Raw genomic sequence first — 25,054 nt, 5'->3', positions numbered from 1 at the left:
ACTAGATAGATTTAAAGTGTAGCAGGTTCTGGTTTATCTAGCTAGACAAACCACGAACGCTTCGTAAGGTTCTAGAATTCTGTCAGAAAGATCGTTATACTCTTTCTCCGTATTCGTGATAATTGTTTCAGTCGTTGCTTTATCCAGTGAAAATGCCTGTTCTTGGTTTGAAAAATTACAAACGATCAGCCACGTTTCACCCTGATAATGACGGTAATAAGCGAATACTTCTTCTGTTGTATTTGTTAGTAATTCAAAACTGCCCCAGACAATCAAAGGATAAGTTTTACGCAGCTTGATTAGTTTTTGATACGTATAAAAGATTGAATTTTTATCAGCAAGGGCATTGGCAACATTGATGTCATGATAATTATCTTGAACAGCGAGCCAAGGTGTACCTGTTGTGAAGCCTGCATTTTTAGTGTTGTCCCATTGCATGGGCGTACGTGCGTTGTCACGTCCTTTCGCGTTGATAGAAGTGAGAATTTCAGTTTTAGTGTAACCTTTGTTGATTCGATCTACATACATATTCTTGCTTTCAATATCTTCGACTTCTTTGATATCCTGAATCACACGATTTGTCATTCCGATTTCTTCACCTTGATAAATATAAGGCGTTCCTTTTAGCATATGAAGTAAAATCGCTAGCATTTTAGCGCTTTGAACACGATAAATAGTGTCATTTCCCCAACGTGATACGATGCGAGGTAAATCGTGATTATTCCAAAATAATGAATTCCAACCTTGATCGCCAAGTTCTGTTTGCCATTTTGAAAAGACTTGTTTTAATTCTGCTATCTGTAAAGGACGAAGATCCCACTTGCTTTTTCCTGGTTGTTCATCTAATCCGACGTGTTCGAATTGAAAGACCATCGAAAGTTCATTTCTTTTAGGGTCAGAATATAATTTAGCGATTTCAGGCGTAGCGCCCCAAGTTTCACCGACAGTCAATAAGTCTTTCCCGCCAAATGTTTGAGCATTCATTTCTTGTAGATAATCGTGAAGTTTTGGTCCGTTTCCTGTAATTTTCTGATCTGGTATTTTACCGACGAGATCGATGACGTCCATTCTGAAACCGCCAATACCTTTACTGATCCAGAAGTTCATCATATCGTAGATAGCATTTCTGACAGCGGGATTTTCCCAATTTAGATCCGGTTGTTTTTGACTAAATAAATGCAGATAGTAGTCGCCGGTCAGTTCGTCTAGTTGCCAAGCTGATCCTAGAAACGTTGATTCTAGTTCGTTGGGTACTGAACCGTCGATACCTTCCCGCCAAACGTAAAAGTCACGATAGGGATTTTCTTTCGATGAACGAGATTCAATAAACCATGGATGTTCATCGCTCGTGTGATTGACAACAAGATCCATAATGATTTTTATTTCTCTTTTTTCAGCTTCTTGAATTAATTGCTCCATGTCGGCCATCGTTCCAAATTCCGCCATGATTTGCTCGTAATCACTAATGTCATAGCCGTTATCATCATTTGGGGACTGATAGACCGGGCTAAGCCAAATAGCGTTGATCCCTAATTTTTTTAAATAATCTAACCGTTGGATGATCCCTGTTAGATCACCGATTCCGTCACCGTTGCTATCTTGAAAACTCCGTGGATAAACTTGATACACGACGGCTTCCTGCCACCAATGATTGTTTGTTTTGAGATGACTCATTCTGTTCAATCCTTTCTATTGTGTCTACTGATACGGCAAATCCGTAAGGTGCAAGTTCAATGATATTTTTGTCTAGTGATTGCATTTGGGTGGAAAATAAAACTTGTTCTTTTTCGATGTAGATAGGCGTTTGCCCGGTATTAAAAATACTGCGGATCATTTTTCCTTCACGTTCGTAGGCAAAGTCGAGAATTCCTGTTTGTTCATCGATTTCCTGCCAACGTAGTTTTCCTTCTGATAGGAGAGGTTGATGTTCTTTTCTAAAGGCGATCAAGGCTTTAACGAATGCGTACATGTCTAAGTCTTGTTTATCGGCTGTCCAAATCATGCATTTGCGACAATCTGGATCAGCGGCCCCGTCCATAGCGTATTCGTCTCCGTAGTAAAGACAAGGTACGCCTTTTTGTAAGTAAGTGAACGCTAGAACTTGTTTCATTAGTGCTTTGTTATTTTGGGCGATCGTTAACAAGCGTGGCGTATCGTGAGAGTCTAATACATTAAACATGATTTGGTTGGTTTGCTCACGATAGAGCATCAATTGGTGATTTAGTTCAGAAACCAATTTGCTTAGCGAAATCGTCTGGTAGACAAAGTAAGAAAGAATCGCGTCAGTAAATGCATAATTCATGACGCTGTGAAACTCATCGCCCTGCAGCCAAGCTTGTGAAGAGTGCCAAATTTCGCCTAAAATATAAATATCGGGTTTGGCTTCTGTACAAACATCGTGGAATTTACGCCAAAAACGATGATCTACTTCGTTGGCTACATCTAAACGCCAAGCATCGATATCGAATTCAGTGATCCAATAACGAGCAATTTTCAATAAATAGTCTTGTACTTCTTTGTTTGCTGTATTTAATTTCGGCATATGCGGTGTAAAGGCGAACGTATCGTAGGTAATATCTTCTGAGAACTCGAAATTCGCTGTTGGTGTGTAAGTCACTGGGAATTTATGAATATGGAACCAACTGGCATAATCAGAATTTTCTCCGTTTTTGATCACATCTTGCCATTGAGGTGAGAAGTCACCCATATGATTGAAAACTGCGTCTAGCATGACGCGGATCCCTCGTTTATGGCATTCTTCTACTACTTGTTTAAATAGTTCTTTATCTCCAAAGGCCGAATCAATCTCAAAGTAATCAATTGTATCGTATTTATGATTGCTCGCTGCTTGAAATAGCGGACAGAAGTAAATACCGTTGATCCCAAGATCGACTAAATGATCCAAATGATCTAAGACACCTTGTAAATCACCGCCAAAAAAGTCATCACGTCCAGGATGCTCTTTGCTGCCCCAAGGCAGAGTTCCTTTTGGATCGTTTGTTGGATCTCCATTAGCAAAGCGTTCAGGGAAAATTTGATACCAAATGGTTTCTTTCACCCATTGAGGTGCTTTAAACCGATCTGCTTCGTGGAAATAAGGTAGTTTAAAATAATTAGCCGCTGTTTTTAAGGTGGACTCTTGATAAGGAAAGAATCCGTGGTCGCCATAAAATAGAACAGTACCATCCATACCGTCTATTTTAAAAGCGTAACTTAGGCGTTTAAAAGGAGCTGAAGTTTCGATTATCCAGTAGTCATGTGTTGTGGTAGATAAGTATTTTTCCATTGGAACAGTTACATTGAACCATTCACTGTACTCAAGTTGGTACGGATCGCCATTCAAAAGTTCGACACTCTTGATGTCTCCTCTACCTGTTCTTAGCCGAATATGCATTTTTTCTGATGTGTATAAATAAGCAAATTCGCTTTCTGGTTGGTGGTGGATTGCTGCAGTATTCATCTAATTTGTCCCCCTGTGATCGACTCGGTATTTTTTTAGCCACGTAATTCTAAAAACCACCCATATTATGCCATATAAGAAAAACGTTTTCAATCTATTTTTCGCAATCGATTGCATTTTGTTTTGTCGGAGTGTTTATTTGTGTGATAAATAAAGGGGAAGCTTATAAAAGGCTTGTATCTAGTTTTTTTGAAATTATAATCATTGTCTAATCAACGTTGTGTTTATATGGTCTGAATACTTTATCACTGCTGTTTTAATGAGTAAAATGAACTTTTTTTACAAATCGTTTATATTTCTCTTGACAATTTACGCAAACGATTGCACAATATAGAAGAATAGAACAGCAAATAATTCCTAGGAGGAACAAAAGATGAAAAGAAATATGAAAAAGCTTTTGACATTAGGGGTAACAATCACAGCAGCGACGTTTGCACTTGCGGCTTGTGGCGGAGGTTCATCAGAGAAAAAAGCTACTGACGGAAATGAAAACGCTTCTATAAAGTTGTGGGTGGATGTAGCATTTGTTGATACGTATAAACCATTAGTTGAACAATTTGAAAAAGAACACAAAGACTGGAAAGTTACGATCAAGCCAAGTGAATCTGCCACAGCTCAAGAGAATTTAAAAAAAGATCCTAGTGCAGCAGCAGATGTTTTCATGATGCCTCATGATCAACTAGGTCAAATGGTAGATGCTGGAATTATTTATGCTAATACAAAATATGAAGATAGTGTTAAAAAAAATAGTACGGAAAGTGCTGTAGAAGCTGCGACTTATGACGGTAAATTATATGGTTATCCATATGGTGTTGAATCGCAAATTTTATATTATAACAAAGAAAAATTAGCCGAAGGCGATGTGAAGAGTTGGGAAACATTGACGGCTAAAGGGAAGTTAGGTGCAAACTTTGGTGAAGCCGGTGCAAACTATATCTTCACACCACTATTCATGTCCAATGGTGATGAATTATATGGTAAAAATGGCGAAGATATCAAAGGGACTAACTTTAACAATGATAAAGGTGTGCAAGTCTTAAAATGGATTCGTGCGCAAAAAGACAACTCCGGCGTTGTTCAATCAAATGCGGATGCACTTTCTAATCTAGGAAATGGTAAGATTGATGCGTTCTTATCTGGTCCATGGTCTAAATTGGATGTGGAAAAAGCCTTAGGTGACAAATTTGCAGTAGCGCCATACCCGACAGTTGATTTAGGCAATGGTGAAGTGCAGCAAAAAGCGTTCTTAGGTGTGAAATTGTTCGGAGTGAATGCTTCAACTAAAAGTCCTGTAGCAGCAATGGCTTTAGCCGATTTCTTAACAAATAAGGAAAATCAATTAACTGTTTTTGAGAAAAATGGAACGGTACCGGCGAATAAAGAGGCACAAGTAGATGGTAAAGTAACCTCTGATAAAGTAGCGGAGGCTGTTATGACGATGAGCGATGCTGATCATTCAGTTGTAATGCCAAAACTTCCAGCGATGGTTTCTTTCTGGGGACCAGCTGATGCGGTGATCAATGATACCTATAATGGCAAGATTGCTGAAGATCAATACTTACCAAAATTGGATAAATTAGTTCAAGATACTAGTAAATCAGATAAATAATCTATAAAAAGTGTAGCAAAAAAATAGAGGCCTGAGAAATTATGGTGAAACTCTTTGAGTCGTAGCCTGATGACTCAGCCTCTTGATTTCAAAGAAGAACAGGAAGTGAAATGCTATGAAACTAAAAGCAAAAGCCGATGGGCCAATTTCTTTTAGGGAATTGTTTAAAAAAGGGGATCCCTCGATTAAGCTTTCTTATATTTTTATGGGAATGGCCAATATCTTAAATGGACAAATCATCAAAGGGGTGGCATTTTTAGCGTTGCAGATAGGATTTGTGGCGTGGCTGGTCATTAATGGATTTCATGCATTGTCGATGCTGCAAACATTGGGAACGAAATCTCAAGGTTGGGTCATGGACGAGTCGCTAGGAATCGAAGTGCAACAGCCAGGTGACAATTCGATGTTGCTGTTGTTGTTTGGGATTGCTGCAATTATTCTTATTTTGCTTTTTATTTTTATGTATATCGTGAATTTGAGAAGTGCACGTAAAATTTTTACATTAAAACAAGCAAGCCAGTCTTTACCGACGCTTAAAGACGATTTAAATAGTTTGTTGAATGAAAAATTTTATATCACGCTGATGAGCATTCCGTTGTTAGGTGTACTAGCCTTTACGATTTTACCTTTGCTGTATATGATTTCCATTGCGTTTACTAGCTATGATCACAATCATTTACCACCTAAGAATTTATTTCATTGGGTTGGTTTTGCCAATTTTAGCAATGTGATCACAGGTGATATTGCGGGAACCTTTTTCCCGGTGCTGACGTGGACGTTGATTTGGGCAGTTTTGGCAACCGCGACAACGTTTTTCTTTGGCATTCTGTTAGCGTTATTGATCAATGCTAAAGGGGTGAAAGGAAAAAAAGTTTGGCGGACAATTTTCGTGATTACGATGGCGGTTCCGCAATTTGTCAGTTTGTTATTGATGGCAAATTTATTTAATGGTTCAGGACCAGTCAATGCTCTATTGCAAAATTGGGGGTTGATCGATCAGCCGATTCCCTTTTTAACAGATGCTCTACTTGCGAAAGTTACCGTTATCTTTGTTAACATGTGGGTCGGAATTCCAGTCACGATGTTAGTTGCGACAGGGATCATTACGAATTTACCGACAGATCAAATCGAAGCAGCTGAAATTGATGGCGCGAACAAATTTCAAATCTTTAGAAATATTACTTTCCCGCAGATCTTATTTGTGATGGCACCTAGCTTGATTCAACAGTTTATTGGAAATATCAATAACTTCAATGTGATTTTCTTGTTAACTGGCGGGCAACCAGCGAATAGTAATTTTCACTCTGCAGGTGAGACAGACTTATTGGTAACATGGTTGTATAAATTGACGGTAACAGCGGCTGATTATAATCTTGCATCTGTGATTGGGATCATTATCTTCGTTCTTTCGGCGGTCTTCTCGCTATTTGCTTATACACGAAGCAGTTCATTTAAAACGGAAGGAGCGTAAACAAGCTTATGAAATCGAAAAAAAGAAAAAATCTGGTTCTACATTATACGCTACTGACGATTTTATCGATTGTCTGGATTTTCCCGATTGTTTGGATTGTTTTAACTAGTTTTAGAAGTGAGGGCGGGGCGTTTGTAACATACTTTATTCCAAAGCAATTTACGTTTGAAAACTATAAAATGTTGTTGACGAGCTCAACGTATCCGTTTGTACAGTGGTTTCTAAATACCTTGTTTGTGGCAGTTTGTAGTTGTATTTTATCGACGTTGATCACAATTGCGATGGCATATTCTTTGAGTCGCTTACGTTTTAGAGCGCGTAAACCATTTTTGAAATTAGCATTGGTATTAAATATGTTTCCTGGTTTTATGAGTATGATTGCTGTTTATTATATTTTGAAGGCGATGAATTTAACGGGGAGTTTGTTGGCGTTGATTCTAGTGTATTCATCTGGGGCAGCTCTAGGATTTTATATCGCGAAAGGCTTTTTCGATACGATCCCGATGGCGCTGGATGAATCTGCGATGATCGATGGTGCCAGTAAGTTTGAGATCTTTACGAAAATAACGTTACCGTTGAGTAAACCAATCATAGTTTATACAGCGTTGATGGCTTTCATGGCACCGTGGATGGATTTCATTTTTGCTAAAATTATTTTAGGTGACAATGTCAATAAATATACGGTGGCGATTGGACTATTTACAATGCAGACGAAAGATAAAATCGATCAATACTTTATGGCATTTACAGCGGGTTGTGTGCTGATTGCTGTGCCGATCACGTTATTGTTTATCTTTATGCAAAAGTACTATGTAGAAGGTATTACGAGTGGTTCAGTGAAAGGGTAAAAGAAAAAAGCATTTCCTTAGCGGAGATGCTTTTTTTATGTTTGTCTTTGAGTGTAAAGCGATGTTTTCCCTTCGATGACATCCGAAATTTCTATTGCAAGTTTTTCTCTAGAGATAGGATCATATCCTGTAGTAAGTTTCTTGATTCCAGGTATTTTTTTAAGTACGTTGATGAAAAATGCGCCGATTACAGATGAAAAGCGCTTTTTGTCCACAACTAAACTTGGATAAATAATAACATGTTGTTGTGGGTTTTCTTTGATCAGTTGCTCTGCTTGAAGCTTAGCATCCATGTATTTTCTTAAAGGAAATGGAGCGCTATTAGCTGATATGAACAAGAAATGAGCAGATGGATTGTGTGTATTCAGATAATTTAAAATCAATTGAACAGGGCTTAAAATAAAACGCTCGTAAGTGATCCCTTTATTAGGCTGTTCAAAAAGAATTCCGATTGCATCAATGACCCAATCAGCTCCTTCAACAGCTTTGTGCCAATGAGTATCGTTTAAGATATCAGAATGAAACCAGCGAACTTTTTCTGACCAAGAACTTGTTAGGTCTGCGGGTTTTCCCTTTCGTGAAACACTCGTTACGTTATGACCTCGATCAATCAACGCTTCGGTAAGTTTTTGTCCGATAAAGCCGCTCCCGCCAAATATAGTTATATTCATCTAGTTTCCTACTTTCGCTAAGTCGTATAGACAGTGTATCATTATTTTTCAAAAGGGAAAAAGAAACAGGACGCTAAAGGCAATTGCGCTCTTTGATGTTCTGTTTCGTTTTATTCGATTGTTACCGCTACACCAAAATGATCGCTGATAACAGGAGTCTGTTTCCCGTCAAAGACGATTTGATAATTAGAGATCGTTAATTCTTTCGAAGCGAATATATAATCAATGCGCAATTTTTCCTGATTTTCTCCCCAGCCGTCAATGGCCTTTTCAACAGTGTGCTCTCCAGTTTTTTGATCTGCTGCTAAAAAGCTATCTTGCAACTGCAATGAGCTAGCGAGAACAAGATCGTAGCCAGTTTTAGCGACTGAAGCAGGATTATTGAAATCGCCCATGAGCAATAGTGGTAAAGGTTGGTTTTGTAACGCTTGCTCCGTTTGTTTCCACTCGTATGAAAAACCGCCAGTTTCTAGCCACCAAGAGTAATGGCAACAGGCTGCTGTTATTGGGTTTCCTGCTAATTCTGTTTGGCCGATAAGTAAAATTCTAGTACGGTAGTTATTCGGATTTTTTTCTTCAGAAACTACGACGGATTTTGGTTGAATCGGCTGTTTAGAAAGAAGAGCAACTCCTTCGTGGTAAATGTCGTAACCGATATGGTTGTATGTCCAGCTCCAGTGATAGTCGTGTCCTTGTTCTTTTAAATGTTGGACCAAAAGATGTGCAAAATTGTCTTCGTGAATTGGCTGCTGGTTTTCAGTTGGGTGGAAGTTATGTGTTGAAACAACGGGTAAGCTGTCAATCCGTTGGCTAACTTCTTGTAGAGCGATCAAGGCATACTCTTCTTGGATGATTTGGGTCGCTAATTGCTGTAATTTTTCTAAGGGTTTATTTTCTAACCAACTGTGGGTGTTCAATGTTAGTACCTTCATATTTATTCCTCCTGCAGTGATAAAAAAATAAGGGAGGGATAAAACTCTGCGAGCTTTACACCGCCCCTATTTAGGATTTGTTCCGTGTTAAATGTCTAAACGCCCAATAGCAGTTCCAGGATCTTGATTGCCGACTTTATCTAAATGGAAGGTATTGATTTTTTCGCCATTTGTAAAGACGACAATCATGGTTGTTTGTTTACCGGCTGTTTTAATTTTTTCTAAGTCCGCTGTGGCGATTTTTTCACCTGCTGTTACTTTTTGTCCTTCTGTTACGAGGATCGTAAAGGCTGATTCTTTCATTTCGATTGTATCTAATCCCATGTGAACCAGGACTTCAATACCTTCTTCTGTTTGGATACCTAATGCATGTTTAGATGGGAAAATACTACTGATCACACCATCGATCGGTGCGTAAATCGTTTCGTTTGTAGGGTTAACGGCAAAGCCATCACCCATCATTTTTTGTGAAAAAACAGGATCGTTGACTTGATCGATAGCGATTACTTCACCATTGGCAACAGGTACAATCGTTTTTGTGAGACCAAGATAATCTGAGTTACTTGCTGTCAGAGCGATCGTTTCGGTTTGTTTAGGTGTAGGAATGGTAGCGCCAGAATCCAGTAGATCTTGAATATCTGATTTTAACACATCCGCTTTTGGTCCGTAAACGGCTTGAACCCCATTATCTTTAACAATCAATCCCATAGCGCCAGCTTTTTTCCAAGCATCCTCTGTGCCGACTTTGCTCTTATCGGTGACGCTAACACGTAAGCGCGTCATGCACGCATCCACATCTACAATATTTTCTTTTCCACCTAGCAGATGAATGATGTCAATGATTTGAGAATCGATTCCGTCTATGTTTTGAGCACTATTAGTTGTTGCGTCTGTTTGACTGTCATTATTATCGTAGTTGCCATTTCTACCGGGTGTAGCAAAGTTGAATTTCTTGATCATGAAATTGGCGATGAAATAAGTCAAAACACCGAATACGATAGTGCAAAGAACAAAATTCAGCAGATCACCACCTAAGCCAGCTTTTATGGCTAAAGGAGTTCGGGTCAATAGCTCGATATTTCCAAATGAATGAACGCGTAATGCAACGATGTCTGCCATAGCGAATGCCGCACCTTGGATGATGGCATAAACAACATATAATGGCACAGCTGCAAACATAAACATAAATTCTAAAGGCTCTGTGACCCCTGTTAGGAATACAGCTAAAGCAGCTGAAAGGTACATTGATTTATAGTTTGAACGTTTATCAGGATCGACATTACGATACATAGCAAGCGTCATGCCCATCAAAATGCCGGAAGCACCGATCATTTGTCCCACTTTGAAACGAGCAGGAGTCCAGTTTGCCAAGACGTAATTGTATTGAGAGGTATCGCCAGCTCCTTTTAGGTTGACTAAATCAGTTGCCCAAGCTAACCATAATGGATCTTGCCCGAATACTTGCGTTCCAGCTTGTGCGCCAGATAAGATTTCATAGGTTCCGCCTAATTGCGTATAGTTGATCGGAATCGTCAACATATGATGTAAACCAAATGGCAATAGCAAACGTTCCAACGTTCCGTATAAAAATGGGGCTAAAACGGGTGCAGTTTCTTGAGACTGAGCGATCCAAAGTCCAAAATTATTGATACCAGCTTGAATATAAGGCCAAATAATAGCTAAAAGAATTGCGACGATCGTTGACCAAAGAATCACAACGAATGGGACAAAACGTTTGCCATTAAAAAACGAAAGAGCATCGGGTAATTTACGGTAATTATAGTATTTGTTAAAAGCCATTGCGCCGACAAAACCAGCGATGATTCCAACAAAAACCCCCATATTTAATGCAGGTGCTTCTAATACACTAGTGAAGAAACCTTTAACCATGATTTTTGTACCAAATAAGGTGTGTGTAAAAGCTTTGTCATCCGCTAACATGTCACTAGTGACGCCGAAGATTGAACCGGTGATTCGGTTGATTAAAATAAAAGAAAGTCCGGCAGCGAAAGCCCCGCCGGCACGCTCTTTCGCCCAACTTCCACCAATGGCAAGTGCAAACAAAATATGCAAGTTGCCGATGACGCCCCAGCCAATATTTTCAATAACACCGCCTGTTGTTGCTAGTGCTGTCCAATCAGGATTGATTAGAGGGATGGTTTTCCCGATGCTGATCATTAATCCTGCGGCTGGCATAACGGCGATTACGACCATCAATGCTTTGCCGAATTTTTGCCAAAACTCGAAACTTAGTAACTTTTTCATCTTTTCTCTCTCCTTTGCAATAGTTATGCAATCGATTTCGTTGATTGTAGTATAAAGCAGATTTTTATTTTTGTAAACCCTTAAATGAAATCACATCTTTTTCATTGGTGATAAAACGATAGTATCATTATATGTAAAGGATATTCAACTAATAAGCAGTGAGACGGAAATAAATGTTTGACAATGCAATCGGTTGCGTTTATTATGATGTTAAGAAGCAAACCATTTACAGGAGGAGAGAAAATGAAGCATTTATTTGAAATAGACCCATGGAAAATCGCTACACATCAATTAGAACGTAATGAACGCCGTCTTCAAGAGTCCCTAACATCAATGGGAAATGGTTATATGGGGATGAGAGGGAATTTTGAAGAACACTATACAGGAGATCACCATCAAGGCACTTATTTAGCAGGAGTTTGGTATCCAGACAAGACCAGAGTTGGTTGGTGGAAAAATGGGTATCCTGAATACTTTGGGAAAGTTATCAATGCAGTGAATTTTATCGCGATGGATATTTTTGTGAATGGCGAAGCTGTAGACTTAGGCGTGCAAGAACCAAAAGATTTTTACTTAGAATTAGATATGCATAATGGGCTGTTGACACGTACGTTTATCCTTGAAAATAAAGATACAAAAGTCAAATTCAGATTTGAGCGTTTTTTGAGTATTGTGCAACAAGAACTGGCTGTGATTCGGGTAATGGCAGAAGTTCTTGAAGGGACTGCAGATATTCAAATCATCTCAAAAATCGATGGAGATGTGCGTAATGAAGATAGTAATTATGATGAAATGTTTTGGGAAGCGCAGCAATCTGGTTTTGAAGAAGCAATCGGCTTTTTAACAACTAAAACACTCCCAAATCCGTTTGGTATTGAACAGTTTAGTGTAACGGCAGCAATGAAACATATAACAGAGGCGAAAGTAGAAGCTGCCGAAACAAAACCTTTAACCGTGCAACAATCATTTCAAGCGAATCTACAAGCAAATGAATCAGTAACGTTAGAGAAGCAGGTAGTCGTTTTGACGAGTCGTGATATCCCAGAAGCACAACAACAGGAAAAGGCAGTCCAACTATTGAAGCAAACGACTAAAACCTTCGAAGAATTATTGAATGAACAAAATGATGCATGGAAAAAACGTTGGGAACTTGCTGATGTTGTGATTGAAGGAGACGATGCAGCGCAACAAGGCATTCGGTTTAATTTATTCCAATTGTTTACAACTTATTATGGTGAAGATGATCGTTTGAACATCGGACCAAAAGGCTTCACAGGTGAAAAATATGGCGGCGCTACTTATTGGGATACAGAAGCTTACGCGGTTCCTTTGTATTTAGCGTTGGCAAAACCAGAAGTAACAAAAAATCTATTGAAATACCGCTATAACCAATTAGAGCAAGCAAAACACAACGCTCGTCAACAAGGTTTAGCAGGTGCTTTATATCCGATGGTGACCTTCACAGGGATTGAATGCCACAATGAATGGGAAATTACCTTTGAAGAAATCCACCGAAATGGTGCTATTGCGTATGCTATTTATAATTATGTGAATTATACTGGAGATGCAGACTATTTAAAAAATGAAGGACTGCAAGTTCTAACTGAAATCGCACGTTTTTGGGCAGACCGCGTTCATTTTTCTAAACGCACTGGAAAATACATGATCCATGGTGTGACAGGCCCAAATGAATATGAAAATAATATCAACAACAATTGGTATACGAATACGATTGCAACATGGGTATTGCAATATACTTTAGAGAATTACGACAAGTACAAAACAGAGACCCTAGTTGGAATTTCTAAAGAAGAGCAAGCGCATTGGCAAGAAATCATCGAAAACATGTACTATCCATTTGATGAAGAGTTAGGCGTTTTTGTTCAACATGATACATTCTTAGACAAAGATTTAATGCCGCGAACAGCATTGACACCAGAAGACTTACCGTTGAATCAACAGTGGTCTTGGGATCGTATTTTACGCTCTTGCTTCATTAAACAAGCAGATGTGTTACAAGGGATTTATTTCTTTGGCGAACGTTTTTCACGAGCAGAAAAAGAGCGGAATTTCTTATTTTATGAGCCGATGACCGTTCATGAATCTTCTTTATCGCCAAGTGTTCATGCTGTTTTAGCGGCAGAACTCGGGATGGAAGAAAAAGCGGTAGAAATGTATCAACGAACAGCCCGTTTAGATTTAGATAATTACAACAACGATACTGAAGATGGCTTGCATATCACCTCAATGACAGGTAGTTGGCTTGCAATCGTGCAAGGATTTGCGCAAATGAAGACAGCGGATGAAAAACTAAGTTTTGCACCATTTTTACCAAGTGCGTGGACAAGTTATGCTTTCCACGTGAATTATCGGGATCGTTTGCTCTATGTTACGGTGGATCAAGAAAATGTTCGTTTACAACTTGTTTCAGGAGCTGAGTTACCACTTACTTTATATGGGAATAAGTTGGTTTTAGCGGATGAATTAGTGATCAAGATGGAAAAGGTGAATGCTCATGTTTAAAGGTGTGTTATTTGATCTAGATGGTGTTTTGACTGATACAGCTGAATACCACTATCAAGCTTGGCAGCGGTTAGGTAAAGAAATTGGGATCACGATCGATCGTGCGTTTAATGAAGAGTTGAAAGGGGTTAGCCGTGAAGATTCATTAACGTTATTGCTAGCTCATGGCGGAAAAACAAATGACTTCACTTCAGAACAATTTGCTGAGTTAGCCAAGCGGAAAAATGAGTATTACGTAGACATGATCCAACAAGTCAGCCCAAAAGATGTTTATCCAGGGATTTTGGATTTGTTAAAAAGTTTAAAAAAACAAGGAATCAAAATTTCTTTGGCTTCTGCTAGTAAAAATGGTCCTTTTCTGCTAGAGAAAATGGCATTGATGTCCTATTTTGACGGCATTGCTGACCCAAGTGCAGTTTCAAAAGGAAAACCTGATCCGGAGATTTTTCAATTAGCAGCCAAAAATGTTGGCTTGACAGCGGCAGAATGTGTCGGAATCGAAGATGCAAAAGCAGGGATTCAAGCCATTATTGCAAGCTTAGCCTTGCCTGTAGGCGTAGGGCGCTCAGAAGATCTTGGGACAGATATCGCGCTTGTTTCTTCTACGAAAGAATTGACGTTTGATTTCTTGCTATCTGTCTGGCAAACAGCAAAAGCGAACAGTTGATTTCACTGTTTGTTTTATCGATTATTCCTGAAAGAAAAAGACGATAGCAACATAGCGTCAATCTATGGTATTATTTTCTACGATAGAATGATTTATTAAAATTTGTATGATTAATCATGAAAGGAGGAGAATAGATGACAGTTACTGTTAAAGACGTTGCTAAAAAAGCCGGTGTAGCTACTTCCACTGTTTCCAGAGTAATCAATGACCACTCAAGTATTTCAGATGCTACGAAGAAAAAAGTCTATAAAGTAATGGAAGAAATGGGGTATGTGCCCAACATTGCTGCTAGAAATCTTGGCAAACGCTCATCAGGAGCAGTCGGTGTAATTTTACCGCCTTTAGATTCTCGTGAGCGGATGGGAAATCCATTTTACTTAGAAATCATTGAATCGATCAATGATGAAGCGCGTAAACACAGTATGACGACGGCGATTGCCACGGCCCAATCTTTTGAAACGTTATTGGAAAATGTTCAACTGATGCATCGTCAAAAGCAAGTCGATGGGTTCATCTTACTTTACTCAGATAAAGAGGATCCAGTCATCGATTATTTATTCGAAAATCAAGTTCCCTTCTCATTGATCGGTCAGCCGTATACAAATGAAGATAAGGTCATTTACGTGGATAATGATAATCAATTGCTCGGAAAACATGCCACTGATTACCTCATTGAAAATGGGCATAAAAATATCCTGTTTATTACGAATACGACCCATGAAAATGTCTATTATGAACGTTATTTTGGTTATCAAAAAGCGATGATGTTAGCCAATTTAACGGTATTACCTTCAGTAGATATGGAAAAGCCAGAAGATTATGTAGCATTCGAACAGCTTTTAAAAGACACACAAGCAACAGCAGCTGTTGTGATCGATGATATCTTCGCGATGCGAATGATTCAACTAGCGCAAATGTATGGTTATCGCGTGCCAGATGATTTTTCGGTGATCAGTTTTAATAATTCGATTTATGCAACGCTTGTTCATCCTTATCTGACCAGTATCGATATTGATATTGCAGAACTTGGGCGAATGGGTATGCAAAAATTGATTGAGTCGTTACAGGAAAAAGAAGCGACAGGTGTTCGGATGGTCATTCCGCATAAATTGATTAAACGAGAGACGGTTCTTTCTTTGAATCCATAGAGTATCACGTTAAAACAGGTATGATTTGATTTTAATATTCAAATCATATCTGTTTTTTGTGATAAAAAACTTGGCACACCCCATATTATGAGGAGTCCCAAGTTTAATTTTTGAAAAATAGTTTATAGTAAATTTTGACGTTGGTTGAATAGTTTACTTAACGTTTACATCAATAGCTTGGAAGAATGAGTTGATCGTATCATTAATATCCCAAACGGCATAAACCACGTGATAACCACTTCTATCAGAAGGAATAGTTACTTTTTGTAATTCATCTGTAGCAGGTGTAAAACCTTCTCCTTTAGGAAAATCTTCGCCGATTGGCTGACCAATTACTTTGATAAGATCCATGTTTTTCAAAGTCAACGGTTCATTTTGGTTCCACCCTTGTTTTGTCATGTAGTATCTGTATCGGTTCGTTTTGTGGACGGCAGTATGGTGCCAGTTGAAATTATTTACACCAGTGCTGATATCAGTTTTCACCCATCTGCTTGACGTTTGCACATTTAATGGTGAGTAAACGTCTAATCCGGCAGAAGCTAATTTACCATTCAATTTTCCAGAATCTAAATCAGCAGTAGGCGCTTCAACTCCTTGTGGTGTGGAGATGATTTCTGGATGTGATGAAATCTCTCCAGGTCCCCAACCAAATCCGTTGGCTTTCGCATTAAACACTCGACTTGTTGGTTGGTTTACGTAACCATGAGCAGCTACCTCTTTACTACCGCTAAACAGGGTTATACCACTAATTCCTAAAGCTAATAAACATAACGTTAAAGATTTCTTTTTCAAAATATTCTCTCCTCTACAATTTGGTTAAATAATTATTTACAAAATGATAATAACACTATTAGGCTGGTTTATGAATCATTATGTATGTTATTTAATTTGTGGGATTATTTGAAATAAAATAACGCAGATGTGGATTTGGGAATCCTAATTTAAATAAGGTTCTACCGATATAAATACTTTATATAAAATAAATAAATAGTAGGGTAAAAATGCGTGGATAACAAGTTCTCTATGCAGATCTTATTGATAAATCTACATGACAAAAAGATAATATAATGAACTGGTTAGTGAGTAATTATCGATATATTTATGATATCATAAACAGAAAACGATGAGTAAGAGAGAGTTATGAGTATAAATATCAAAAAAAACACAAAAAATTGGGAATATTGTTTTTCTTTAAAATTATCAAAGGAACAAACAACAGACTTGTTTTCAAATATTTATTCACTTCTTGAAGCAGCATATAGCCCGAACATAAAAACAGTAGGGATATATAAGGAGGAATCAATGATTGGATTTGCTGCTTATGCACTGGATCCAGATAATGACTTGAATGAAACGAAGTTCATGATCGGTGAGGCCTTTCAGGAAAAGGCTATGAAAAACAAGTGATAACCAATCTATTGAATATAATCAAAAATACATATGAAAATAAAGAAATCTGGCTAAGCAACTATCCAGAAAATAGTACTGGCATCAAGTTATACAAGTAAGTGGGTTTTATTCTATTTGAGGTTAGTTTGGAATCCGAAGAGAAAATCTTTATGAACTTACTTCTGAAATAGTTTTGAACATTCGACTTAAAGAAATGCCTAAAACTTTTTTTTGCATCCATTCGTAATAAGGTCAGATCTTTAGGTTGACAAATAGAATATTCTAACTTAATATAAAGAAGAAATGATTCGACTACAATTATAGTCGATAAAGTTATAACTGTAAAAAAATGAAGTAAGTAAACAAAGGAGATGGAGAAAATTGGAAGCAAAAACATTTGATATAGAAGGAATGACCTGTGCTTCATGTGCGCAAACAGTAGAAAAGGCAACCGCCAAACTAACGGGGGTATCGAAAGCGACAGTCAATCTAGCCACTGAAAAGCTAAATGTTGAATATGATGGAAGCAAACTTTCTGAAAGTGACATTCAAAAGGCTGTAGCAGATGCAGGATATGAAGCGTTGAGCAATGTCCAACAACGAACATTTGATATAGAAGGAATGACGTGTGCCTCGTGTGCGCAAACGATCGAAAAAACAACAGCTAAATTGAACGGAGTCGCAAAAGCATCCGTCAATTTAGCAACAGAAAAAATGGTCGTCGATTTTGACCCATCTGTTTTAAATGTCTCAGATATTACCAAAGCAGTAGCGGATGCTGGGTATGGTGCAGTAGAGCAAATTGACTCAGCTGATACGATAGATAAAGACCGCGAGAAAAAACAAAAACATATCAAAGACATGTGGCAACGTTTTTGGATGTCTGCTGTGTTTACGGTTCCTTTATTATACGTCGCTATGGGGCATATGGTTGGCTTACCCTTACCAGCATTCATAGATCCTATGATGCATCCAGATACATTTGCAATGGTTCAGTTGATTTTAACGATTCCTGTTTTGTATTTGGGTAGAAGTTTCTTTACTGTTGGTTTTAAGGCACTTTTCAAAGGACATCCTAATATGGATTCTCTCGTTGCACTAGGAACAAGTGCTGCTGTGGCTTACAGTTTGTACGGAACAGTGATGATTTTTGCTGGAGATCCACAATTCACTATGGCTTTGTACTATGAATCTGCGGGTGTGATTTTAACGTTGATCACATTGGGTAAATATTTTGAAGCTGTTTCAAAAGGGAAAACCTCTGAAGCAATCAAAAAATTAATGGGATTAGCACCGAAAAATGCCCGTGTTTTCCGTAATGGTCAAGAAATGGAAATTCCAGTAGACAGCGTTCAATTAGACGATACAATCATTGTTCGTCCAGGAGAAAAAATTCCAGTCGATGGTGTTGTGATCGAAGGCTCATCAGCAATCGATGAATCAATGTTGACAGGTGAAAGTATGCCTGTAGAGAAAAAAGTTGGTGACAATGTTATCGGCGCAAGTATTAATAAAAATGGTAGTTTCCGCTTTAAAGCAACCAAAGTCGGTAAAGATACGGCGTTGTCTCAAATCATCAAATTAGTGGAAGATGCGCAAGGATCAAAAGCACCGATCGCTAAAATGGCTGATAAAATTTCTGGTGTTTTTGTACCGATCGTTATGGTGTTATCCGTTTTGGCCGGTTTAGCGTGGTATTTCTTAGGACAAGAATCTTGGGTGTTCGCTTTAACAATCACGATTTCAGTCTTGGTTATCGCATGTCCGTGTGCGTTAGGGCTAGCAACACCAACAGCAATCATGGTAGGAACAGGTAAAGGCGCTGAAAATGGCGTGCTGATCAAAAGCGGTGATGCACTTGAAACGACACATAAAATCCAAACAATTGTTTTTGATAAAACAGGAACCATCACTGAAGGAAAACCCAAAGTGACCGATATCGTAACTGCAAACGGTATGGAACAAGATGAGTTACTACGTTTAGCGGCTTCCGCTGAAAAAGGCTCAGAACATCCGCTAGGTGAAGCAATCGTTAATGGGGCAGAAGAAAAAAATCTTATGTTTGCTTCAACAGAGGCTTTTGAAGCAATTCCAGGTCATGGAATCGAAGTAACGATCGAAGGGAGTCGTTTCTTATTAGGAAACAAAAAATTGATGGATGACCGTACTATTTCTTTAGGTAATTTAGGAGCGACGTCTGATCAATTAGCAGAACAAGGAAAAACACCGATGTATATTGCAAAAGACGGTGTGATTGCAGGGATTATCGCGGTTGCGGATACAATCAAACCAAACAGTATACCAGCAATCAAAAAACTACATCAAATGGGTATCGAAGTGGCGATGATCACAGGGGATAACAAACGAACAGCTCAAGCAATTGCGAAGCAAGTTGGAATCGATCGTGTCTTAAGTGAAGTCTTACCAGAAGATAAAGCCAACGAAGTCATGAAACTTCAAAAAGAAGGTAAGAAAGTTGCTATGGTTGGTGATGGAATCAATGATGCACCAGCATTAGCGCAAGCAGATATTGGGATCGCTATTGGTTCGGGAACGGACGTCGCGATGGAATCAGCGGATATCGTATTGATGCGCAGCGATTTGATGGACGTACCGACTGCGGTAGAGTTGAGTAAAGCAACAATCAAGAATATCAAAGAAAACTTATTCTGGGCCTTTGCTTATAATACGTTAGGAATACCAGTTGCGATGGGTGTCTTGTATCTATTTGGTGGACCGTTATTGAATCCAATGATTGCAGGAGCTGCGATGAGTTTTAGTTCGGTTTCTGTGTTGTTGAATGCTTTGAGATTAAAAGGGTTTAAACCTTCAGTTTTGAAGAAATAAAGCTTTAGTAAATTGATTCAAACGACAAAAGTAAGTATGCTAGTTAGAATAAATGAAAAAATAAATAAAAAGACCACTATCTTTCCGGCTAAGGAAAGATAGTGGTCTTTTTTCAAAAACAGGCTAGTTAAAGAGTTAAACACATTTCCTTCAACAGGCTATTTCTTTTTTGCGATGCTATTTATACCTTGATAATCGGTATAAATAATTTTTTGAAAGTTATTTTCTCCTTGATAAACAAAAGTAAGTGACTCGTTGAGTTTGGCTGTTTTAAATACGCATTGAGTATGATCAGAGTACACTGGGGTAAGTTTGAGTTTATAGTGAACCCCGTATAGTTTAGGCACAATAAGAAACAGTTCTTCGTGTGCAACAATCTCAAAAGATGAAAAATTTTCTGTTGTATAAACCCCGACAAATCGTTCAAACGAAGTAACGGATATTGTTTGCAAAGGGTAGGGTGTTATTTTGAAAGTATCGTCAAATTTTAGGTGCGCAATCTCTTTAGTGATTACATTTACAGGGATGATATCAAGGTTACTTAAAAAAATAATTGTCAGCTCATCTGTTTCAAACTGTTTGATTGAATTAACAAATCCACTGATATCTCCAAAATGTTGTCGGCATAGATGACCGTCGATCATAGTGATATCCCAGCCACAAGCGTAACTACCATGATTAATGGTGAACATAAAATTTGTTAAGTGTTCAGGGATTAGTTGATGCGTTCTAATTGCTTGGTCCCAAAGATATAAATCGCCTGTAGTTGAATAAAGTCCGTAGGCTCCTAGCGGAAACGAACGATTGGTTTGAGGGGTATTGATTTCCTTTTCCCAATAACTATAATTTGAGGCTAAGTTTAAGACAATATCTATTTCGTTCATGCATCCAGTATTGCTCATATTCAGTGGGGAAAAAATTTGTTCTTCTAAGAATTGAACATAAGATTGTCCAGTAATCACCTCTATGATTTTTGTCAAAACTAAATAGCCAGAGTTAGAATAAGAAAACTGTGTCCCAGGATCAAAGTCTAGAGGTAGGTTTTTGAATAAATTTAGCATATCGTCTAATGTTGAGGTAAGCCGCATAGTTGTTTCCCAAAAATGATCAAATGAAGCAAAATCAGGAATTCCAGAAGTACATGTCATGCAGTGGTAAATAGTTATTCTATCTCCATTTGGAAAATCAGGTAGGTACATATTGATAGGGTCATCAACAGATAAAGCGCCGCGATGCTGTAAAATCAATAGAGCCATAGAAGTAAAAGCTTTCGTCAATGAACCAATTTGGTATTTTGTATCAGAGGTATTTGCAATGTTGAATTCAATCGAAGCTAATCCAAAACTTTCTTGCAAAAGGATACCCGTTTTATCAGCTACGAGCAGATTTCCTTGTAAGTATCCTTGCTGTTCATAGGAGTTTACATAGTTATTTAATTTTGCTTGAAAATCCATCGTGAACATCTCACTCCTTTAACTATTCGTTTTGCTTAAGCAAAAAGGCAGAAAGTTCTTTATGCAGTGCCCATACATTTTGGCCTAAATTGCTCATGATAGTAATATTCTGATTTAATGATCGATCATAAGAAGAAATAAATGAAATACCAGGGTCTTGTCCTTGCATGTATGGAAAAGGTTCCTTGTTGTTTTGAGCAATCCAAAATCCATAACCATAGTAATCAGAAGCTTGCATGGTTTGCATCATATTTACTGCCTGTTTAGAAATGATTTTTCCACTAAACAATGTTTGCCAGAAGCGTTGAAGATCTTTTAAGGTCGTAAAACAGCCGCCAGCGCCTGTACCCTTGACATCGATGCTGTAGATATTGCTATAATACTCTTCTGATTCTTGATCATAGATATAAGCATTTGCAACATTAGCAGGCAATCGATCCAACGCAAAATAATCAGTATGTGTCATACCCGCTGGTTCAAAAATCACTTGTTTTAAGTAATTGTCAAAATCTTGGCGTGTCAACTCTTCGATGATTGTTGCTAAAAGAACGTATCCTGTATTGTTATATTGAAATTTTTTTCCTGGAGTATCCATCATATTTTTATCAATAAAAAGTGGAAGAAGATCACTATTTTTACGTATTTTATAGTTAGGGAAATCTTTCCATAATTCAGCATAGTCAGAGAGTTCTTCTTCATCATAATAGTCCCCGATCCCAGATGTATGGTTCAGTAGTTGATGAACCGTGACATTAGGATCTATATTAGGCATTTTCTTTGAAAGGATTTGGTTGATTGGCTGATCGATCCCGATTTTCTTTTCTTCAATTAGTTTCATGATGGCGATCGCAACGAAGGTTTTACTACCAGACGCTGTACCGAATATCGTATTGACATTATTTTTTATTTGATTAGGAAGATTCTGATAACCGAAAGCTTCAAATAATAGAGGTTCATCGTCAGATGTGACGCTGACAAAACCATTGAAGTCAGTTGGAATAAATTGTTTCAAGTTCATGAGTGAAGCTCCTTTATTTAGACTATGTATCTGCCGTTTATATACTACAATAAGTTTATCATTAATTGATGGATAGATGTTTCGATTTTTTTACTTTCTAAAGAAATTTTGAGCTGAGACTAGTTGTAAAGAATGAATCGTCAGGAAACTGAAAAGTGATACCAGTTAAAGTGTTATTGGAATTGAAATCGCAATAAGATCTGTGCTACCATAGAGAAGATATTTACATAAACGTATAGTAAATAAAAAAGGACGTGATTAGCAGATGAATACCTATAAATTAATATTGATCATGCTCCCGCCGCTTCCCGGAGATAGATGTTTTTTTTCAACTCTTTAATATAACGGAAAAGCTAAGCGGATTAGCTCTTTAGAAAAAAAGATAAAATCGGTCAGTGACAAAGAACGTCACAAACTTATTTTCCTATTTTTCACTCAGAGCTGAACGAGCCCGCTTCGCTTTTAATTTAGGAGGAAGTATTTTGAAGAAAAGCATCAAAACTCGTGTACCATCTTTAGTTTTATTGATTGTTTTAGTAGGGTTTCCACAGATAAGTGAAACGATTTTTACTCCGTCATTACCAGATATTGCGCGTGATTTCCAAGCATCGATGGCGACAGTTCAGCTGACGTTGAGTATTTATTTTCTAGCTTTTGCGTTAGGTGTATTTTTTTGGGGCTGGTTATCGGATTTTATTGGACGACGTAAGGCTATGCTATATGGCTTATTATTTTACGGAATCGGCAGTTTCTTTTGTTTACGTTCTTCGACGATTGAGTTGTTGCTATTTGCTCGATTTGTACAAGCTTTCGGAGCAAGTACGGGTTCTGTCGTGACTCAGACAATATTACGAGAAAGTTATTTTGGTAATCAGCGCCATGCTTTATTTGCACAGATTTCTGCGGCTCTTGCATTTACTCCAGCAGTCGGGCCGTTGATTGGAGGCATTGTTGATCAGTATTGGGGTTTTAGAGCTGTGTTTCTTGTATTGGTAGTGATGAGTGTTTTGATCTTTTGTTATGCTTTTGTAAGCCTGCCTGAAACGTTTGAAGTGGGCAGCAGGGTGCCAGTAAGATTAATACCGATCGTTAGACGACTTCTAACAAGCCCTAAAGTTTTGACGTATGGTTTTTTGATAGGAGCGATCAATGGAGTGTTGTTCAGTTATTATGCTGAAGCACCGTTTATATTTATTGAGCACTTTCATCTATCAACAGCGATGTATGGATTTTTAGGGATCGGTGTAGCTGGTGCTTCTATTTTAGGTTCTTTATTGTCCAAGCGGTTACTACCGATTTATCAGCCGGAAAAAATCATTTTAATTGGAATCAGAAGTATGTTATTTGGGGCGTTTTTTCTGCTTTTGGCCAGTGCAGCAACTTTTTTGCCTGAAGTGTTTCAGTTTTGGTTGATGCTGTTGGGGATTTTCATCTTGTTGACAGGGACAGGGACAGCATTGCCTAATTGTCTTAGTTTAGCATTGACGGATTTTCAAGATGTGATTGGAACGGCAGGCGCAATTTTTAGCTTAGGCTATTATTTGTTGGTTAGTCTGTTCACGTTTGGCATGAGTAAACTTCATAATGGATCATTGTTGATAATGCCTATATATTTTCTGGTTATAGGTTGCTTGATGTTGTTCTTAACACGGAAATTTTTATGGGAAAAAGTTAAACAAAAATAAGAACCTGTTTTAAAGTGATGAGGATAGAAAACATCTGCGCAATAGAAGCTAGCGTAGGTGTTTTTTATTGAAACCCGTGTGGAGCAGTATTCTTTGCTATAATCTAGGTTAGTGTTAGAAATAATAAGTGAGGGGCGAGTTGGGTGAAAGAAATATTATTACAGGCAATTGGTTTTTGTTTTGTCATATTTTTAGGCTATTTAATGAAGCGAATCGGCTTACTAAGTAAAGCAGATGGTGGTATGTTGTCGGTTATTATTGTAAATATTACATTACCGGCAACGGTGATTGTTAGTTTAGCAAGTGTCGTTGTTTCGGGCACCTTATTTTTCCTGCTGACAATGGGACTCATTTTGAATATTTTGATGATTTTGATAGGTAGTCAAGTCAGTAAAAAACGACCTGTTTTGGAACAGAAATTTCAAATGTATTCAATGTCAGGATATAATATTGGCAATTTTAGCCTGCCGTTTATTCAAGGATTTTATCCTTTGGCTGTCCCCTTTCTTTTGATGTTTGATATAGGGAACAGTGTGATGTTGACAGGTGGAAGTACCTTGTTGATTGATAAAGTGGTTGGTTCTAAAGAAGAGACAACGTTGAAAAAAATCGTTTTGTCTTTGTTTAAATCAGCGCCTTTTACGGCATATATGGTTATGCTATTGTTGCGGATCGGCCAGATTGGATTACCTGTAGAAGTATTGGGCGTGCTGGAAATGATTGCTAAGGCAAATGGTTTTTTATCGATGTTTATGATCGGTTTGTATTTTGAACTTAGGTTACCTAAAAAAGCACTGCGTTTAGTGAAAGAAGTTCTGGCATGGCGTTATCTATGTGGAGCGGCGTTTGCATTGTTATTTGCTTTTGTCATTCCGCTAGATCCTCTATTGCGAATCGTTTTAGTTGTATTGAGTGTAGCACCAATACCGACCTTTTCAGTAATTAATAGTGTGAAGGCGGGAATGCCAGAAGAAACGGTTGGATTTACATCATCTGCTAGTATCTTGATCAGTTTAGTATTGATGACGCTTATCATGATGTTTATGGGTTAATAACAGAAAAAGAGT

Annotated in this window: 18 protein-coding genes; 10 read left to right on the top strand and 8 right to left on the bottom strand. The window is 38.0% G+C overall.

The features are described 5' to 3' along the window. Nucleotides 1–33 precede the first annotated feature (33 nt). Nucleotides 34–1,674 carry a glycoside hydrolase family 13 protein gene (locus AC4BB5_RS16735; protein WP_490457189.1) on the bottom strand — a complete coding sequence of 547 codons (1,641 nt, stop codon included), beginning with the start codon at nucleotides 1,672–1,674 and terminating at the stop codon, nucleotides 34–36. Further along, on the bottom strand, nucleotides 1,595–3,460 hold the full coding sequence (locus AC4BB5_RS16730) for a glycoside hydrolase family 13 protein (protein ID WP_490457188.1): 1,866 nt from the start codon (nucleotides 3,458–3,460) through the stop codon (nucleotides 1,595–1,597). The genes AC4BB5_RS16735 and AC4BB5_RS16730 overlap by 80 nt, the downstream gene beginning before the upstream one ends. A 373-nt stretch (nucleotides 3,461–3,833) precedes the next feature. Between AC4BB5_RS16730 and AC4BB5_RS16725 the strand changes: the two genes are divergently transcribed. The 3 genes from AC4BB5_RS16725 (at nucleotide 3,834) to AC4BB5_RS16715 (ending at nucleotide 7,388) form a co-directional block, all read left to right on the top strand. Then, the gene (locus tag AC4BB5_RS16725) at nucleotides 3,834–5,069 is read left to right on the top strand and encodes an extracellular solute-binding protein (protein WP_490457187.1); all 1,236 of its coding nucleotides are present in this window, start codon (nucleotides 3,834–3,836) and stop codon (nucleotides 5,067–5,069) included. Nucleotides 5,070–5,184: 115 nt separating this feature from the next. Then, the gene (locus AC4BB5_RS16720) at nucleotides 5,185–6,540 is read left to right on the top strand and encodes a carbohydrate ABC transporter permease (protein ID WP_490457186.1); all 1,356 of its coding nucleotides are present in this window, start codon (nucleotides 5,185–5,187) and stop codon (nucleotides 6,538–6,540) included. A gap of 8 nt (nucleotides 6,541–6,548) precedes the next feature. Further along, a complete protein-coding gene (locus AC4BB5_RS16715) occupies nucleotides 6,549–7,388 on the top strand; it encodes a sugar ABC transporter permease (protein ID WP_010772099.1) in 840 nt (279 codons plus the stop codon). Nucleotides 7,389–7,423: 35 nt separating this feature from the next. Here AC4BB5_RS16715 and AC4BB5_RS16710 read toward each other — a convergent pair whose 3' ends face one another. From AC4BB5_RS16710 to AC4BB5_RS16700, 3 genes are all read right to left on the bottom strand, one after another. Further along, the gene (locus AC4BB5_RS16710; RefSeq protein ID WP_490457185.1) at nucleotides 7,424–8,059 is read right to left on the bottom strand and encodes an NAD(P)H-binding protein; all 636 of its coding nucleotides are present in this window, start codon (nucleotides 8,057–8,059) and stop codon (nucleotides 7,424–7,426) included. A 110-nt stretch (nucleotides 8,060–8,169) separates the two neighbouring features. Continuing rightward, complete coding sequence (locus AC4BB5_RS16705) at nucleotides 8,170–8,991, bottom strand: endonuclease/exonuclease/phosphatase family protein (protein WP_490457184.1); 822 nt, start codon at nucleotides 8,989–8,991, stop codon at nucleotides 8,170–8,172. An 87-nt stretch (nucleotides 8,992–9,078) separates the two neighbouring features. Then, nucleotides 9,079–11,256 (bottom strand): PTS transporter subunit IIBC, encoded by a 2,178-nt coding sequence (locus AC4BB5_RS16700; protein WP_490457183.1) that lies wholly within the window; start codon nucleotides 11,254–11,256, stop codon nucleotides 9,079–9,081. Nucleotides 11,257–11,439: 183 nt separating this feature from the next. Between AC4BB5_RS16700 and AC4BB5_RS16695 the strand changes: the two genes are divergently transcribed. The 3 genes from AC4BB5_RS16695 (at nucleotide 11,440) to AC4BB5_RS16685 (ending at nucleotide 15,594) form a co-directional block, all read left to right on the top strand. After that, nucleotides 11,440–13,779, top strand: coding sequence for a glycoside hydrolase family 65 protein (locus AC4BB5_RS16695; protein ID WP_490459088.1), 2,340 nt, complete (start codon nucleotides 11,440–11,442; stop codon nucleotides 13,777–13,779). Then, nucleotides 13,772–14,446: a beta-phosphoglucomutase gene (gene pgmB, locus AC4BB5_RS16690; RefSeq protein WP_490457182.1), complete on the top strand. Its 675-nt coding sequence runs from the start codon at nucleotides 13,772–13,774 to the stop codon at nucleotides 14,444–14,446. Before AC4BB5_RS16695 ends, pgmB begins: the two co-directional genes overlap by 8 nt. A 134-nt stretch (nucleotides 14,447–14,580) precedes the next feature. After that, complete coding sequence (locus AC4BB5_RS16685; RefSeq protein WP_490457181.1) at nucleotides 14,581–15,594, top strand: LacI family DNA-binding transcriptional regulator; 1,014 nt, start codon at nucleotides 14,581–14,583, stop codon at nucleotides 15,592–15,594. A 153-nt stretch (nucleotides 15,595–15,747) separates the two neighbouring features. Here AC4BB5_RS16685 and AC4BB5_RS16680 read toward each other — a convergent pair whose 3' ends face one another. Then, nucleotides 15,748–16,344 carry a lytic polysaccharide monooxygenase gene (locus AC4BB5_RS16680; protein ID WP_490459087.1) on the bottom strand — a complete coding sequence of 199 codons (597 nt, stop codon included), beginning with the start codon at nucleotides 16,342–16,344 and terminating at the stop codon, nucleotides 15,748–15,750. Nucleotides 16,345–16,734: 390 nt separating this feature from the next. Between AC4BB5_RS16680 and AC4BB5_RS16675 the strand changes: the two genes are divergently transcribed. Then, on the top strand, nucleotides 16,735–17,001 hold the full coding sequence (locus AC4BB5_RS16675; RefSeq protein ID WP_490457180.1) for a hypothetical protein: 267 nt from the start codon (nucleotides 16,735–16,737) through the stop codon (nucleotides 16,999–17,001). Nucleotides 17,002–17,364: 363 nt separating this feature from the next. Further along, entirely contained in the window at nucleotides 17,365–19,830 is a 2,466-nt protein-coding gene (locus AC4BB5_RS16670; RefSeq protein WP_490457179.1) for a heavy metal translocating P-type ATPase, read from the top strand. A gap of 158 nt (nucleotides 19,831–19,988) precedes the next feature. On the opposite strand, the gene AC4BB5_RS16665 is transcribed toward AC4BB5_RS16670, so the two are convergent. After that, nucleotides 19,989–21,284 carry a serine hydrolase domain-containing protein gene (locus AC4BB5_RS16665; protein ID WP_490457178.1) on the bottom strand — a complete coding sequence of 432 codons (1,296 nt, stop codon included), beginning with the start codon at nucleotides 21,282–21,284 and terminating at the stop codon, nucleotides 19,989–19,991. A 22-nt stretch (nucleotides 21,285–21,306) separates the two neighbouring features. After that, a complete protein-coding gene (locus AC4BB5_RS16660; RefSeq protein WP_490457177.1) occupies nucleotides 21,307–22,302 on the bottom strand; it encodes a serine hydrolase domain-containing protein in 996 nt (331 codons plus the stop codon). A 482-nt stretch (nucleotides 22,303–22,784) separates the two neighbouring features. Between AC4BB5_RS16660 and AC4BB5_RS16655 the strand changes: the two genes are divergently transcribed. Next, the gene (locus AC4BB5_RS16655) at nucleotides 22,785–23,987 is read left to right on the top strand and encodes a multidrug effflux MFS transporter (RefSeq protein WP_490457176.1); all 1,203 of its coding nucleotides are present in this window, start codon (nucleotides 22,785–22,787) and stop codon (nucleotides 23,985–23,987) included. A gap of 143 nt (nucleotides 23,988–24,130) precedes the next feature. Beyond that, the gene (locus AC4BB5_RS16650) at nucleotides 24,131–25,039 is read left to right on the top strand and encodes an AEC family transporter (RefSeq protein WP_490457175.1); all 909 of its coding nucleotides are present in this window, start codon (nucleotides 24,131–24,133) and stop codon (nucleotides 25,037–25,039) included. Nucleotides 25,040–25,054 lie beyond the last annotated feature (15 nt).

The sequence above is a fragment of the Enterococcus sp. AMC1252 genome (assembly GCF_058216515.1).
This window is presented reverse-complemented; position numbering and strand designations above follow the sequence as displayed.